At 69.8% G+C, this 14,726-nt stretch carries 12 protein-coding genes; 8 read left to right on the forward strand and 4 right to left on the reverse strand.

From position 1 onward, the window contains the following. Nucleotides 1-34: 34 nt before the first annotated feature. Nucleotides 35-2,221 (forward strand): hypothetical protein, encoded by a 2,187-nt coding sequence (locus tag D7Y15_RS12005; protein ID WP_121752636.1) that lies wholly within the window; start codon nt 35-37, stop codon nt 2,219-2,221. Here D7Y15_RS12005 and D7Y15_RS12010 read toward each other — a convergent pair. Then, nucleotides 2,218-5,367: an ABC transporter substrate-binding protein gene (locus D7Y15_RS12010; protein WP_121752637.1), complete on the reverse strand. Its 3,150-nt coding sequence runs from the start codon at nt 5,365-5,367 to the stop codon at nt 2,218-2,220. The genes D7Y15_RS12005 and D7Y15_RS12010 overlap by 4 nt on opposite strands. Nucleotides 5,368-5,432: 65 nt before the next feature. On the opposite strand from D7Y15_RS12010, the gene D7Y15_RS12015 reads away from it, so the two are divergent. After that, nucleotides 5,433-6,518 (forward strand): lasso peptide biosynthesis protein, encoded by a 1,086-nt coding sequence (locus D7Y15_RS12015; RefSeq protein WP_121752638.1) that lies wholly within the window; start codon nt 5,433-5,435, stop codon nt 6,516-6,518. Here the strand turns inward: D7Y15_RS12015 and D7Y15_RS12020 are convergent. Next, nucleotides 6,502-7,527 carry an arginine N-succinyltransferase gene (locus tag D7Y15_RS12020; RefSeq protein ID WP_120575303.1) on the reverse strand — a complete coding sequence of 342 codons (1,026 nt, stop codon included), beginning with the start codon at nt 7,525-7,527 and terminating at the stop codon, nt 6,502-6,504. The genes D7Y15_RS12015 and D7Y15_RS12020 overlap by 17 nt on opposite strands. Before the next feature lie 451 nt (nt 7,528-7,978). Here D7Y15_RS12020 and D7Y15_RS12025 point away from each other — a divergent pair, with 451 nt between their 5' ends. From D7Y15_RS12025 to D7Y15_RS12050, 6 genes are all read left to right on the forward strand, one after another. Continuing rightward, entirely contained in the window at nt 7,979-8,908 is a 930-nt protein-coding gene (locus D7Y15_RS12025; RefSeq protein ID WP_306414329.1) for a heparin lyase I family protein, read from the forward strand. 89 nt (nt 8,909-8,997) lie between these two features. Then, nucleotides 8,998-9,810: a hypothetical protein gene (locus D7Y15_RS12030; protein WP_121752640.1), complete on the forward strand. Its 813-nt coding sequence runs from the start codon at nt 8,998-9,000 to the stop codon at nt 9,808-9,810. Continuing rightward, nucleotides 9,807-10,721 carry a type VI immunity family protein gene (locus D7Y15_RS12035; protein WP_169847522.1) on the forward strand — a complete coding sequence of 305 codons (915 nt, stop codon included), beginning with the start codon at nt 9,807-9,809 and terminating at the stop codon, nt 10,719-10,721. Before D7Y15_RS12030 ends, D7Y15_RS12035 begins: the two co-directional genes overlap by 4 nt. 28 nt (nt 10,722-10,749) lie before the next feature. Further along, a complete protein-coding gene (locus D7Y15_RS12040; protein ID WP_121752641.1) occupies nt 10,750-12,036 on the forward strand; it encodes a TIGR04013 family B12-binding domain/radical SAM domain-containing protein in 1,287 nt (428 codons plus the stop codon). Nucleotides 12,037-12,062: 26 nt separating this feature from the next. After that, nucleotides 12,063-12,398, forward strand: a complete 336-nt coding sequence (locus D7Y15_RS12045; protein WP_120575299.1) for a hypothetical protein — start codon at nt 12,063-12,065, stop codon at nt 12,396-12,398. Between the two features lie 82 nt (nt 12,399-12,480). After that, nucleotides 12,481-12,726, forward strand: coding sequence for a hypothetical protein (locus D7Y15_RS12050; protein WP_120575298.1), 246 nt, complete (start codon nt 12,481-12,483; stop codon nt 12,724-12,726). A 60-nt stretch (nt 12,727-12,786) separates the two neighbouring features. Here the strand turns inward: D7Y15_RS12050 and D7Y15_RS12055 are convergent, their stop codons facing one another. Both D7Y15_RS12055 and aceA read right to left on the reverse strand, forming a co-directional pair. Then, the gene (locus D7Y15_RS12055; protein ID WP_120575297.1) at nt 12,787-13,200 is read right to left on the reverse strand and encodes a hypothetical protein; all 414 of its coding nucleotides are present in this window, start codon (nt 13,198-13,200) and stop codon (nt 12,787-12,789) included. Nucleotides 13,201-13,413: 213 nt separating this feature from the next. Next, nucleotides 13,414-14,700, reverse strand: a complete 1,287-nt coding sequence (gene aceA / locus D7Y15_RS12060; RefSeq protein ID WP_120575296.1) for an isocitrate lyase — start codon at nt 14,698-14,700, stop codon at nt 13,414-13,416. Nucleotides 14,701-14,726: the final 26 nt, after the last annotated feature.

Consider the following 14,726-nt stretch of genomic DNA (forward strand, 5'->3'; position numbering starts at 1 on the left):
CGCGGGCCCGGGGTGGCGCGGTTGAGTCGGGGGCATGTCCCGCATCCGTGCTCGCTGGTGGCTGCTCCTGTTGCTCGTCCTGGTGGGAGGCTGCCGCTGTGGCGACGACCCCAACGTGGGCGGTGCGAGCGCCAGCTTCCGGCCGCAGGTCGAGGTCGTGGACTTTGGCCGGGTGCTGGAGGGCACGCAGGTGCGCCGTTCACTGACGCTGGTGGCCACCGGCCGCGCGGGCGTCACGGTGGACGCGGTGACGGACGCGCCCTTCTTCGTCGTCGTGTCCCAGATTGTCGTGGCGGGCAGCGGCACGGGCACCGTGGACATCCTGTTCTCCGCGGGCAGCACGCCGGTGGAGGGGGAGTTGGTGCTCACCGCGGGGCGCACCACGGCGAACGTGAAGCTCACCGGCGTGGGCGTGCGTCCGCTGGCGTGCATCCCGCGGAGCGAGTGCCATGACTCGCGCTTCGACCTGGACTCCGGCCTGTGCATCGAGTCCCCGCAGGCGGACGGAGCGTCATGCATCCCCAACAGCCGCTGTCAGGAGAACGGCCGCTGCCAGGCGGGCGTCTGCGTGGGGCAGCCGCGCACGTGCAATGACGACAACCCGTGCACGGTGGACAGCTGTTCGCCAACGCAGGGCTGCGTGACGGCGAGCGTCGCGTGCCCGGTGCCGAGCAACCCCTGCAAGGTGGGCGTATGCGACCGCAACTCGGGCTGCCAGGAGGTGGACGTGGCGGACTTCAGCCCCTGCGGCGCGGTGAGCTGCAAGGCGGCGCGGGTCTGCCTTGGCGGCACATGCCGGTCGGTGACGCCGCCGGACGGCTTCGTCTGCGCGCCGGCCACGCCATGCCAGGATGAAGGCAAATGCAGCGCGGGCGAGTGCATGCGCCCGGACGCGGGAGACCTGGAGTCCGTCTTCAGCGCGGAGCTGGGCGGGATGCCCGTCGCGGAGGACGGCGGGCCGGTGCTGCTGGTGGACGATGGGACGGTCTACGCGTCGGTGTGCGGTGAGGACGCAGGCTGCTGGCTCGCCGCGTACACGGAGAGCGGACTGCTGCGCTACGAGTCGCCCTATGAGGACGGGGGCGCGAGGACGCTGCTCGCGGCGTCGGACGCGGGCGTGGTGGTGCTCGCGCCGGAAGCGCTGGAGGCATACGCGCCGCGAGGCGTGGGCGAGCTGCGCTGGCGCACGTCGCTGGCGTTCGCCGATACGGCGCTGGATGGAGGAACACCGGAGGTCGTGCCCGGCACAACGGGAGCGGGCAGGGTGGCGCTCACGAAGGAAGGGGACGTGCTGACGTACGTCACGTGGAGCGACGACGCGGGCACGGAGCCGCTGCGCTCCCGGCTGGTGTTGCTGAGCGCGGACGCTGGCGTGCCGCTGGCGATGGGGCCGGAGGAGGACGGAGGCGGAGCTGCGAGGCTCGCCGTGGACGACGCGCGCGGCGCGTACCTCTACACGCCGTGGGATGGACGGCTGGCCTTCACGGACCAGGCACCGGCTGCTCCGGTCACGGACGGCGGGACACTCATGACGTTCGGTGATGCGCTCGAGGACGGAGGCATCGCAGCGCTGAGCATCGAACCGCTTGATGCGGGTGTCCCAGGCGGAGCGTTGTCACTGGCGCTCGCATCGGGCCGGTTGCTCGTGGGCACGCAGGCCTTCGTGGACACGGATGGAGGTGTGCTTACCGCGCTGGATTGGGACGCGGGCACGCGCACGCTGTCGCCCCTGGCCGAGCCCGTGCTCATGTCCCCCGGAGGCGCGACCGGTCATGCGTTCGCGTTCGCGTGCGACCACTCGGACGGAACTCCCTGCGCCGGCGCGGAGCTGCGCACGGTGCTGCGCTCCTTCAGCTCGGACGACGGCCAGTTCCTCTCGGAGGTGGACGTGTTGCCCTCGCCGGTGCTGCCCGGCGCCTTCCACGAAGCCGCGCTGCTGGAGCAGAACACCGTGGGCGTGCTCGCGGACGCGGAGCTGCCGAACGGTCAGCGTCAGGCGTGGCTCGAATGGATCGCCTTCGGCGACAAGCTCAACCAGTGCTCCCTGCCAGGCCGCGTGGAGGTGGCAGGCGCGGTGTTCGCCGGAGACCTGCTGCACGTGGCCCTGCGCCGTGACGGCATCTGGATGCTGGAGTCCTATCCCCTCGGTGGACGTACCGAATCCCGAGGCTGGCCCCAGCGCAACGCCAGTCCCGCGGGCACACGCCGCGCCGCGCCCTAACCGCCCGCGGCCGGGTCCACCCAGAGGTCCTCGTAGCGCACCTGCGGCGGCGTCTGGTGCAGCCGCAGGTTCTGCACGGACGCCACCGCCACCGCGTGCGTGCGGTCGTGGTACAGCGGGATGAGCGGGCAGTCCTCGCGCGCCAGCATCTCCGCGCGCTTGTAGAGCTGCGAGCGCAGCTCCGGGTCGATGGACACGCGCGCCTCGGCGGTGAGCCGGTCCAGCTCCGGATTGCGGTAGCCCAGCGGGTACACCGTCTGCGCGCTGGAGTTGAGCAGGAAGTGCAGGAACGCGTCGGGGTCCGGGAAGTCCGCCAGCCACAACGTGCGGAACGCCGGGACCTTCCCCTCGCGCAGGCGAGCCAGGTATTCCTCCGGCGGCATCTGCTCATGCCGCAGCTCCAGCAGCCCCGCCTGGATCAACGGACGGAAGAGCACCGCGTCCTCGGCGGACGTGTCGCGGCCCACCGCGTGGTGCAGGGTGAGCTGCAACCGTCGCACACCCGCCTCGCGCAGGAGCCGCTCCACCAGCGTCAGGTCCGGCACCGGCGTGGGCCCCAGCTCCTGTGCCCCGTCCAGCAGCTCCGGCGGCGTGAAGGTGCGTGCCGCGCGCGCGCCCGGGTGGAACTGCTCCACCACGCTCGGGATGTCCATGCCCGCGCGCAGCGCCCGCCGCACGCGCACGTCGTTGTACGGCGCCTCGTTCAGGTTGAGGCCCAGGAACGCCGTGGAGGGCGTGGTGCTGGTCACCACCTGATGCGCGTCCAGCCCATGCGCCTCCGTGTGCTCCACGTGCAGGAACGACACGAGGTCCACCTGCCCGTCCAACAACTGCCGCACCGCCTGCGGACGCGTCTCCGTGAGGACGAACTCCAACCGGTCCAGCAGCGGAAGCCCGCCGCGCCAGTAGGTGGCGTTGCGCTCCAGTACCATCCGGTCCGCCTGCATGCCGACAACGCGGAACGGCCCCGTGCCCACCAGCTTCCCCGTCGGGTCCAGCTTCGCCACCGCCGTGGCGGTCAGCGCCATGAGCTGGAGGAAGAACGCCTTGGGCTCGCGCAGGCGAATCTCCAGCGTGCCTTCGTCCAGGACCTCGATGCCCGTCACCTCGCGAGCCATTCCGCTGGCGTACTCGCGCGCGCCCTCCACGTCCTCCAGCAGGCTGCGGTCTGGCGAGCGCAGCGCCGGGTCCATCAGCCGCTCCAGGTGGCGCTTCACGTCCTGCGCGGTGAGCAGGGCGCCGTCGTGGAAGGTGACGCCCCGGCGCAGGTAGAAGCGGTAGCGGCGAGCGGAAGGATCCGCGTCCCAGCGCTCGGCCAGGTCGGGCACCAGCATGCCGTCCTCCAGCCGCACCAGGCAGGAGAAGAGGCACGCCGTCAGCTCCGCCATCTGGTTCTCCACGGCGAACAGCGGATCCACCGTCTGCCGCGCGCGCAGCGAGCCCGACTGATGCAGGCCCACCCTCAGCGTGCCGCCCACGCGGGCCCGGGGCAGCTGGAAGCGGAACACCTCCGCCTCCAGGCTCGCCGTCTCGTGGCCCAGCTGGTCCACCGTGCGGTCCAACCCGTCGCCAATGCGGATGACCCGGCGCGCGTCCTCGCGCACCTGCGCGACTTCTTCACGAATGGACGCGTCACCCCGGGTGAGCACCTGGTGCGCGGCGCGCAGTTCCTCGATGGCCGCGCTCAGGCGCATCACCGCTTCGGACAGGTCGCGGCCGGTGCGCGCCTGGGCCTCGGCCTTCTGGCCGGCGCTCTGGCCCACGCGCGACATCTCCTGAATCTGGCGCACCAGGTCCCGCGCGTTGCCGGACTGCTCAATGGCCATGCGCGTGATGTCCTCCACGCGCCGGGCCACGCGCTTGCTGGCCTCCACGACGGTGGCGCCCTGCGCCTCCAGCCGCTGCGTCTCCATCACCGTGGCCTCCACGGCGGCGAAGGTGCGCTGGGTGATGGAGCGGATCTCGCTCAGGGCTTCGGAGGCGCGGTCGCCCAGGGCCACGCCCGCGGTGGCCTGCTCGCGGCCCTCCTGCACCAGCGCCACGGCGGTCTCCACCGCGTCGCGGATGCCGGTGACCATGGTGCCAATCTCGCGCGTGGAGCGAGTGGTGCGCTCGGCGAGGCTGCGGATTTCGTTGGCCACCACGCCGAAGGGACGGCCGTGCTCGCCCGCCTGCGCGGCGATGATGGCGGCGTTGAGGGCCAGGAGGTTCGTCTGGTCGGCGATCTCCTGGATGACGTCCACGATGCGGCCAATCTCCAGCGACCGCGTGCCGAGCATCTCCATCAGCTCGGCCGCCTTGCGCACCGTCTCCTCCACCCGGTACATGCCCTGCACGCTGTCGCCCACCAGCGCCTCGCCGCGCTGGGCGGTGGCGGTGACGGCGATGGCCATGCTGTTGGTCTCCGTGGCGCGGCGGCGCACGGCGTCGATGCCGCCCTCCACCAGCGCGACGAAGTCCTCTGCCTCGGAGGCGAAGCGGCCCAGCTCGTCGCCCGACGCGGCGATGTGGGTCAGCCGCTCCGTCATCGCCTGGGTGAGGCCGCTGGTGCGCTGGCTGAAGTCGTTGACGGTCTCCAGTCCATCCACCACCTGGTGCAGCCGCTCGGTCATCTCCAGCAGGGCGCCCGTCGTCTCGTGCGCGAAGGTTTCAATGTGCTGCACGCGCTTGATGGCCACCTGGAGGCTGGTGCCGTTGCCGCCCACGGCGGTGAGGGTGCGCTCCACGGCGCCGCCCTGACGGCGCGCGGCCTCCAGCAGCATGCGGGCCTGCTCGCTCACGCCGTTGCCGGTGCGGTGCAGGTTGCTCGTCACGCGCTGCACCTGGGACATGGCCCGGCGCAGGGACAGGATGAGGCGGCGCAGGTCCTCCTGGCCCTCGAAGCCGGTGTGGATGGGCGTGGTGAGGTCGCCTTCCGCCAGCCGGGACATCAGGTCGCGCCGCTCGCGCCGCCGCATGGCCGCGAAGCGGAACCACGACAGGTAGCTGCCGATGAGCCAGAGGAACGGCACGCCGAGCAGCAGCACCGCCCACCCAGCCGTGTCATCCGGCTTGCCCGTCACCCAGAACAACACGAAGCCCAGGATGAGTGCGGAGACCAGGGCTGCCACCAGCCCGAACGAGAAGAGGTATCGTTTGGCGCCCATGGACGGGGTGGACGCTAACCCGCCTTCTCGCGCCGGTCCCAATTTCGACGCATGCTTCATGAGACATGAAGGCCCTCATCGCCATCGCCATGCTGGCGCTCCCCGTAAACCCCGCCAGCGCGGGCCCCGAGGCCGGAAACCCGGCGCCGGTCCGCACGGAGGTGTCGCGGGCCCGGTTCATCTTCGCGTGGCGCGGCGTGCCGGTGGGTACGGTCACCCTGACGCTGGTGCCGGGGAGCTTCACGTACGACAGCGAGCACCTGCACCTGCGCTCGGGCCGTGCGGGCGTGCTGGGGCGCTCGGCCGTCATCCACGTGGACGGCAGGGGGCACATCACGGATACCGACCGGGAGCGCAGCGTGATGCCCCAGGCGCTCTGGGTATGGCGGGGCCCTCCGCCCGAAGGGTGCGTGGAGGCCCGTGAGGAGCTGTCCTCCCCCACGCGCATCGGTCCTCACTGCGTCACGTCCCGCGGCCCAACGCGCGCCGAGGGCACGATGCTGGGGGTTGCCTTCCGGGCCACCTATGACCGGGAGGGCTGGCTCCAGGTGCTGGAGTTGGGGGACTCGCGCTTCACCCGGGCCACCCCCGGGGAACGGCTGAAGCCGCCACCGGAGCTCTTCTCGGACGGCCTGCCGGTGGAGGGAGACGCCCCGGGGCCCCTGGCGCTCGTCCCGGCTCGGAGGGACGGGCCACGCGCGCCGGCCGTCCCCCGGCGCCTTGAGGGCATGACGGAGTGGACGTCCGCGGCGGCGCGGGCCCTGTCCGCGAAGGTGCACGCCGCCTTCCCGGACAAGGGGCCCTCGGAGGCGGACTGGAACCGGGGCGGGGAGGGCGAGGCCGGAGGCTGCCTGGCCCACGCCCTGCGCTACGCGTCCCTGGCGCGCGAGAAGGGCCAGCGGGTGGGGCTGGTGCACGGGCTGTTGGTGGTGGACGGCGGCCCCGCCCGGCCGCACGCCTGGGTGCGGGTGGCGCTGCGGGGCGGCGGGACGCTGGATTTGGACCCCACGTCCCTGGACCCCGTGCGCCCGGACACGCACCTGGCGCTGGCGCTGGTGCCGCCAGAGGGCCCCGCCCTGGAGGCCGGGGAGCGCTGGCTGTCGCTTCTGCGCGGAGACTTCCGCGTGGTGCGCGCTACTCGAACGGAATGACGGACAGCTTCGCGCCGGGCTTCACTTCCAGGATCTCCTTGGCGCGAGCGGGCAGGTGGATGACGGTGTTGTCCAGCCGGGCCTGGCAGCGCACGGAGCGGAAGCGGTTGCGGCCGGATTCGCGCTCGACGGCGACCAGCACGTCGTCTCCCACCAATTCGAAGTCCTCTTCCGCCAGCTTCATCGTGCGGTAGCGGCGCACCAGGGAGATGTCCTCCGTATTCGCTTCGAAGTGCGGTCCGCCGTCGAACGGGTCGATGCGCTCCACGTACCGGAAGCCCACCCGCTCCAGCATCCGCTGCACGCCGCGCGTGGCCGGGCCCACTTCGCCCAGCACCTTCTGCACGCGGTCCGGGAAGAGCGACGCGTAGATGTCCGACGCGGGGAACAGCTCCTTGATGAACTCCTTGTTCTGGCGGCTCAGCCGGTCGGCCTCCAGGTAGGTGAGCCCGGTGAACTTCTTCCCGCAGGCCTCCCACAGGAGGCTGCGCCCGTCCGGGAGCAGCGGCGGCAGGAGCTCCGCCAGCACGCGCGGCCGGAACAGCCGCCGGTGCATGGAGATGAAGAGGAAGCGCACGAAGGACAGCTGCTTGCCGGGCTTGTCCGGCGTCGCGCGGTAGGGCGGGTCCACCACCAGGCCGCCAATCTCCGTGGGGCCCTCGTAGTTGTACGCGATGGACAGCACCTTGTGCCGCAGGTGCCGCTCCAGCGAGGCCGAGTAGTGCTCGCGCTCGCTCACCTCATAGTAGATGTGTGGCGCGTCGTACGTGCCGTGCTGGGCGATGATCATCGACGTGCCGATGATGAGGCTGTTGCGCACGTCCTCCAGCACGAAGAGGTACTCGCGCTCGAACGGGTCCTTCACCTTGCCGGCGAAGCTCTTCACCGACTTGTCGATGATGGCCTCGAGCGTCTCTTCGTTGTTCGGCAGGTTGACCGTGTTCAGCACCGCGGCAAGACGCTTCAGGCCGGGCAAATCGGTTTTCTGGACGTCTCGCAGTACGAGCATGGGGCACACGGATGAGCGCCCCGGGAAGGGAGCGCCGGAAGGGCCCGTGACCTTACACCACGCCCCCGTCCCGTCAGCCCCCTGGATGCTCCCCTGTCAATGACGCGTTGCGTTCAGGACATCGCTCCGCCGTCCGCTCGGTGGGTACGGGCGGCCCGCCCCCGACGTGAAACATGTCTCAATCCAGGAGAGGGCCTGCCTGGTTGCATGCTGTGTTGTCAGGCGTCTGGGAATGGTTTGGCGAGGGAATGAAGACAGGGAATGATTGCTGCCAACCTTTGTCGAAGTTTGACATCAAAGCACCCAGTCTTCCCCCTCCCCCAAGGATTCAGCATTGAAAGCACTGCACCTCTGGCTCGTGGTTGTTCTGCTCCCGAGCCTCGCTGCGGCGGAAATCGTCTGGCGGGGCGATTTCGAGACGGGAAACCGTTCCCAATACAGCAAGGAACAGATGGTGAGTTCGGACCGGCTCCAGGTGGTGACGAGCCCGGTGTCGGAAGGCAAGTACGCGCTCAAGGCCACGGTGAAGCAGGGCGATGATCCCATCAACTCCAGCGGCAACCGCAACGAGCTCGTCTATCTGAGCAACGAGAAGGTGGGCTCGGAGTACTGGTACCGCTGGAAGGTGATGTTCGCGAACGACTTCCCCAGCGTGGACGCGTGGCAGCTCTTCACGCAGTGGCACCACGACGGGTGCTGCGGGTCGCCGCCGGTGGAGTTCTTCGTGAAGGGCGAGCTCATCCGCCTGACGCTGAACGACAGCGGCACGGTGTGGAGCACGGCGCTCAAGCGCGGCGCGTGGCAGGAGTTCATCTTCCACGTGAAGTGGTCCCCAGACGCGTCCGTGGGCTACGTGGAGCTGTGGCACAACGGCGTCCAGGTGCTGAAGAAGACCCAGGCCAAGACGATGTTCTCTGGCCAGAACAACTACCTGAAGCTGGGCCTGTACCGGGACGACACCATCAAGCCGGTGGGCGTCGTCTACCACGACGGCATGATCCAGGCGACGACCCGCGCGGACGTGTTCCCGGTGGTGCAGCCTGATCCGGACCCCGTGGTCGATGCCGGCACGCCGGTGGACGCGGGCACGACCGTGGACGCGGGCTCGCCGCAGGACCCGGACCCGGTGTTCGACGCGGGCAGCCCGGTGGATCCGGATCCGGTGGTGGATGCGGGCTCGCCCGTGGATCCGGACCCCGTGGTGGACGCGGGCACTTCCGTGGACGCGGGCACGAACACGGGCGTGAAGCCGTCTCCGCTGGACGAGAGCGAGGGCGACGCCAACTTCCACGGCGGCTGCTCCGCGAGCGGTGGTTCGTTGGCCGCGTTCTCGCTGCTGGGCCTGCTGGGCCTGATGTGGGCTCGCCGTCGCCGGAGCTGAATCCGTAGGTGAAGGACCCTCCCGCTCCGGTGTGTCCGGGGCGGGAGTCGGGTTGAAGGAGCCCGCGCATCCATGCGAGGAGGCTCGGCATGACTCCTCCCCGTTGGATGTGGTGGCTGTGCTGCCTCTTGCTGTGGACCGCGTGCGCGGGCCCGGAGATGCGCAGGCACCGGAGCTACTCCCAGATAGCGGTGGACTCCGCGACGGCGGGGGGTCTGCGCAATTCGGCGTGCGCCGCCCAGGTGGGACAGGACGCCATCCTGCCGTGGCTGACCCGCGCGGCGGCCCGGGCAGGTCAGGCCGCGGCGGTGATGCGCCTGTGGGAAGCGGCGGAGGTGGCCCGCGTGGAGCGCGTGCTGGTGGAGTGCGCGAAGCGGGCGAACTTCGACGTGAACGAACGGATGTTGGGGCCCGGAGGGCGGACGACTCGCGCGATCTGTGAGGAGAGGGTGGTGGACGCGAACGGCCGTGAGATGACGCGCGCCGTGCAATTGGGGAATGCGAAGCACGAGGCGGCTCTGGCGTGCGTGCAGCAGGAACTGGGCGGCACGGACGCGGGACGGTTCAGCCTGGAGCCGCGCTACCTGCGCGATACGAAGACGGGCCGGACGCGTTGGTTGGATCCGGAGGAGGTGGCGCGCTGGCTGGCCGCAGGACAGTTCTTCCTGCTGACGGGGACCATCGCGCCGGATGTGGTGCTGCACGCCTTGGGGAACCCGCTGAATGTCCAAGCCGTCTACGACTTCAAGTTCCCGTGCCCGGTAGGCAACTTTCCTAGATGGGATCCCTATCCTGACGGGCACCCCTTCGCTTCAAAGGATCAGGGCGAGATCTATCAGCAGATACTCAAGAGTGAGGGGGCACCCCAGCTGGTGTCTCCCAACTTTGGAGTTACGCCATGAGCGGGCGAGTCCCAAGGATTCGTGAAGACATCGACATCGACGGCCAGTGGGTGGCCCTTGTGCGGGAGGGGCTCAGCATCGCGTTCTACATGCGGCAGCCCCACGAGTTGATGGCCCCGGCCGTGTTGCGAGCACTGGAGCGTTACCGTCAGGCCATCAGCCCGCGCCAGCCTGGCTGGTACGTGGACTCCTCGGGGGACTGGCAGCCGGTGGACGCCGCAGGCGAGGCTGTCGTCCGGCAGCGGCTGCTGGCAACCTCTGCACTGGTCGAGCTGATCGAGCGCCCCGACTCCGTGACCGGCGTCGCTTTCAAATACCAGGGGCGGAGCAAAGCGGTGGCTGGCTTCGAGAATGAGGAGCGGGAGAGTACCTGCGCTCTGGAGTTCAGGCTGCCCATCGAGTTCCTGGACGAACGCGGGCCGGAGTGGATCCGCTCATTCGCCATCGACCTGGGGAGTGAGCTGCCATGGAGCTCAGGGCACGCTGGGCTCTCGCTTGAAGTGGGCGCCTGGCCCCGGACCCTTACGCCGCGCCTGCGTGAAGTGACCCGGCGTCACCCCGGCTTCGACCTGAACCGGTTGGGCAGCCTGTCCCTGTACCTGGGCACGAAGCTCCGCCCCCCCGCGTGGCTCAACTTCCTGGGCCCGCCCGTGCTCAACGAGCTGGGCGGAGCGGAAGCACTTCGGTCCCGGTTGCACTCACCTTCAACCAAGGTCGAATCCCTGTCCCCGGACCGCGCCGTGGTGTCCCTGGGCCCCGTCCCCGAAGCTGGGGACCTGGAGGCCGGTGACACACTGCCCGCGTACCGCGAGCTGGCCCGCGTGCTGGAACCCTGGCTCTACGTGCACCAGGGCGAATGGGGCCTCTTCCCCGAAGCCGAGGTCCGGCAGTGGGAGCGCCGCTTCCTCTGACCGCGCTGTGGCATCATCCGCGGTCGTCATGTCGCAGACGCCTCGCAAGGTCTCGCTCGTCCTGAGCTACCAGTACCCCGGCAAGTACGCCTTCACCGTGCTCGCCGGCGCCGTGGAGGCGGACCCCGCGCTCGCGGACGTGTCGATGCACTTCCCTCGCAACCGCGAGGACCTGCTGACCACCGTGCGCGAACGCGCGGACGCGGGCGACACCGTCGTCGCCGCGTGGTCCTTCTACTCCGCCAGCTTCGGCCCCTCCGTGGAGGAGCTGAACTGGGTGCGCGAACGGCTGGAGGGCCGCGACGTCCTCTGCATCGCGGGCGGGGTGCACGCCACCGCCGAAACGCTCCAGACACTCCAGGCCGGCTTCGACCTCATCGCCGTGGGCGAGGGCGAACACACCCTGCGCGCCCTTCTGTCCCGCGTCCTCAAGGGCGAGGACCCACGCACCACGCACGGCACCGCGCACCTCAAGGACGGCAAGCTCGTGCAGCACGGCCACGGCGAGGGCGTGCGCCTGGATGACTTCCCTCCGTTCGCCGCGAAGAACGTGAAGTTCGGCGCCATCGAAATCACCCGCGGCTGCATCTACGCCTGCCGCTTCTGCCAGACGCCCTTCATGTCCAAGGCGCGCTTCCGGCACCGCACCGTGGCCAACATCGCCCACTGGGCCCGCGAGCTGCGCCGCGCGGGACGGCGCGACCTGCGCTTCATCACCCCCACGTCCCTGTCCTACGGCACCCCCAACGAGACCGTGAACCTGGCCGCCGTGGAGGAGCTGCTCGCCGCCGTGACGGAGGCCATGGCCCCTGACGGGCGCATCTACTACGGCACCTTCCCCTCGGAAGTGCGCCCGGAGCACGTCACGCCGGAGTCCCTGGCGCTGCTCAAGCGCTACGTGGCCAACGACAACCTCATCATCGGCGGTCAGTCCGGCTCCGAGCGCATCCTCCAGGCCACCCGGCGCGGCCACGACGTGGAGACCGTGGTGCGCGCCGCGCGGCTCGCGGTGGAGGGCGGCTTCGTGCCCAACGTGGACTTCATCCTGGGCCTGCCCGGCGAGGAGCCCGCGGACGTGGACGCCACGCTGGACCTCATGCAGCGGTTGTCCGACCTGGGCGCCCGTGTGCACGGCCACACCTTCATGCCGCTGCCCGGCACGCCGTACCGCGACGCAGCCCCCGGCCGCATGGACGAGCGCACCCGGCAGCGGCTGGACTTCCTCGCGTCCCAGGGCCGCCTGTATGGCCACTGGAGGGCGCAGGGTGTGCTCGCGGAAGGCATCGCCGCTCGCAGACAGCCGCGCGCCCGCTAGCCGCGGGCGCTACACTGCTCTCCGCGATGGCTGAACAGACGCCCTATTGGCTCCTCATCTCCGTGCTCTTCAGCTCCCAGCCCCTCACCCCGGCGCTGGCCATGACGCTGCACGAGGCCGCCTTCGAGCTGTACACGCGCGGCGAGGGTTCGCGAGAGGTGGCCGGCGATCTGCTCTCCGGCCGCGTGAACAACCTGCGCAAGGACGTGTCCCTGGGCGGCATCGCCGGGCCCGCCTTCGAGGCCGAAATCGAGACCGAGCGCGGCTCCGGCGTCGTCCGCTTCGTCCTCACCCGCCAGGGCCTGGAGATGATGAAGGCCCAGCCGCCCTCCGCGCCCGCGAAGCCGAAGTACCTCAACTGAGGAAGGGGAGGCCTGTCCGCCCGGCCGCTCCCGGTACGGCGCTTCCGTCACCACCTTGAGGACTCAAGGGAGGAATGACGGCATGGACCCCAAGGACGAATACCTCAAGAAGAGCGCCGGCATCCCGCTGGACCCCAGCAAGCAGAAGGACCCGGAGGAGCACGGCGACCGGGTGCCCGCCGAAGGCCGCGCCGAGGAGCTCAACGACGTCACCGGGCAGAACGGCGGGCAGCGCTCCGACGTGGATCAGCCCTGGAACGACACGAAGAACCGGCACGACGGCATCCGCGACCAGTACAGCGACGACAGCGACAAGAAAAAGCCCTGAGGTCTCCCCCAGGGCTCACGTGAAGCAGATGCTGTGAAGGACGGCCTTGGAACGCGGGGACTACTCGCGGTCCAGGGTCAGCTTCATTCCGCCCATGTGCAGGATGGACTGGGACATGGACACCGCGGACATGACGGCCAGGTCCTCGATGGCCTGCATCTCCTCGCTCTTGGGCTCCGCACCCGTCTGCGAGGCCGCGGCCTGCTGCTGCTGCTGGGTCTGATTGCCCGTGACGTTCACCGGCGTGGAGGTGGCGCCCGCGGTGTAGGCGTTCATCAGCCCGCCGTGCGGCGTGGCCCCCATCTGCGCCAGCGCCGTCGACACCACCGAACCGCCCGTCAGCTGCGCGCCCATCTTCGGCTGCGCGGCCGCACCCGACATCAGCGAGCCGAAGCGGCTGCCCGACACGGAGGAGGCGGTGTTCGTCGCGGTCGGCTGCACCCGAGGACCGGAGAGAGACGTGATGCGGTTCATGGCGGCTCCCGTCAAAAGGCCCCGGTCTGCGCGGCGCACCCGAAGGCGTGCCTGTGGGGCTTCAAGTTCGTTCCCTGCATTATCGCCCCAGCCCCGGGGAAGTTGCCTCTTTCGCCTCGCGAACGCCGAAGGCCGCGGAATCCCAGGGAATTTTCCCTGGAACGCCACGGCCTTCAGTGCCTTTTCAGGGCGTCCGAGCCTGATCCGCCAGGCCTAGAACTGGTGGGCCTCGGTGGACTCGTGCAGGGCCAGGGTGCTGGCGCTGCCGCCGGAAATCACCTCGGCGACCTGGTCGAAGTAGCCGGTGCCCACCTCGCGCTGGTGGCGCGTGGCGGTGTAGCCGTTCTTCTCCGCGCCGAACTCCGACTGCTGCATCTCGCTGTAGGCCGCCATGCCGCGGTCCTTGTACTGACGGGCCAGCTCGTACATGGAGAAGTTCAGCGCGTGGAAGCCCGCCAGGGTGACGAACTGGAACTTGTAGCCCATGGCGCCCAGCTCCCGCTGGAACTTCGCGATGGTGCTGTCGTCCAGGTTCTTCTTCCAGTTGAAGGACGGCGAGCAGTTGTACGCGAGCATCTTGTTGGGGAACTTCTTGTGGATGCCCTCGGCGAAGGCCTTGGCCTGCGCCAGGTCCGGGGTGCTGGTCTCGCACCACACCAGGTCCGCGTACGGCGCGTAGGCCAGGCCGCGCGCGATGGCGCACTCCAGGCCGCCCTTGATGCGGTAGAAGCCCTCGGCCGTGCGGCCCGCCGCCTTGTCGATGAAGGCGTGGTCGTACTCGTCCGCGTCGCTCATCAGGAGCTTGGCGCTGTCCGCGTCCGTGCGGGCGACGAGCAGCGTGGACACGCCCATCACGTCCGCCGCCAGGCGCGCCGCGGTCAGCGTGCGCACGAAGTGGCTGGTGGGCACCAGCACCTTGCCGCCCATGTGGCCGCACTTCTTCTCGCTGGCCAGCTGGTCCTCGAAGTGCACGCCCGCGGCGCCCGCTTCGATCATCCCCTTCATCAGCTCATAGGCGTTGAGCGGACCGCCGAAGCCGGCCTCCGCGTCCGCGATGATGGGCGCGAACCAGTTGCGGTCCTTGCGGCCTTCCGCGTGGTCGATCTGGTCCGCGCGGCGCAGGGCGTTGTTGATCTTCTTCACCACGGAGGGGACGGAGTCCACCGGGTAGAGGCTCTGGTCCGGGTACATCTGGCCCGCAGAGTTCGCGTCCGCGGCGACCTGCCAGCCGGACAGGTAGATGGCCTTGAGGCCCGCGCGCACCATCTGCACCGCCTGGTTGCCGGTGAGGGCGCCGAGCGCGTTGATGTACTCGTCCGTGTGGAGCAGCTCCCAGAGGCGGCGGGCGCCCATCTCCGCCAGCGTGTGGCTCACGCGGATGGAGCCGCGCAGCTTCTCCACGTCCTTGTCCGTGTAGGTGCGCTTGATTCCCTCGAAGCGCTGCGCGTGGAGCTTCGCGTGAGGGGAGGCATCGGAAGTGGTCTGCGTCGCGTCGTACATGCCAGGACTCCTCGGGCTACAGTGAA

The sequence above is a fragment of the Corallococcus sp. AB030 genome (assembly GCF_003668965.1).
Taxonomy (GTDB): Bacteria; Myxococcota; Myxococcia; order Myxococcales; family Myxococcaceae; genus Corallococcus; species Corallococcus exiguus.

Bases quoted from the DNA above. Each gene is read 5' to 3' on its own strand.
- D7Y15_RS12005 (WP_121752636.1), top strand. From the start codon at position 35: ATGTCCCGCATCCGTGCTCGCTGGTGGCTGCTCCTGTTGCTCGTCCTG.
- D7Y15_RS12010 (WP_121752637.1), bottom strand. From the start codon at position 5,367: ATGGGCGCCAAACGATACCTCTTCTCGTTCGGGCTGGTGGCAGCCCTG.
- D7Y15_RS12015 (WP_121752638.1), top strand. From the start codon at position 5,433: ATGAAGGCCCTCATCGCCATCGCCATGCTGGCGCTCCCCGTAAACCCC.
- D7Y15_RS12020 (WP_120575303.1), bottom strand. From the start codon at position 7,527: ATGCTCGTACTGCGAGACGTCCAGAAAACCGATTTGCCCGGCCTGAAG.
- D7Y15_RS12025 (WP_306414329.1), top strand. From the start codon at position 7,979: ATGGTGAGTTCGGACCGGCTCCAGGTGGTGACGAGCCCGGTGTCGGAA.
- D7Y15_RS12030 (WP_121752640.1), top strand. From the start codon at position 8,998: ATGACTCCTCCCCGTTGGATGTGGTGGCTGTGCTGCCTCTTGCTGTGG.
- D7Y15_RS12035 (WP_169847522.1), top strand. From the start codon at position 9,807: ATGAGCGGGCGAGTCCCAAGGATTCGTGAAGACATCGACATCGACGGC.
- D7Y15_RS12040 (WP_121752641.1), top strand. From the start codon at position 10,750: ATGTCGCAGACGCCTCGCAAGGTCTCGCTCGTCCTGAGCTACCAGTAC.
- D7Y15_RS12045 (WP_120575299.1), top strand. From the start codon at position 12,063: ATGGCTGAACAGACGCCCTATTGGCTCCTCATCTCCGTGCTCTTCAGC.
- D7Y15_RS12050 (WP_120575298.1), top strand. From the start codon at position 12,481: ATGGACCCCAAGGACGAATACCTCAAGAAGAGCGCCGGCATCCCGCTG.
- D7Y15_RS12055 (WP_120575297.1), bottom strand. From the start codon at position 13,200: ATGAACCGCATCACGTCTCTCTCCGGTCCTCGGGTGCAGCCGACCGCG.
- aceA (WP_120575296.1), bottom strand. From the start codon at position 14,700: ATGTACGACGCGACGCAGACCACTTCCGATGCCTCCCCTCACGCGAAG.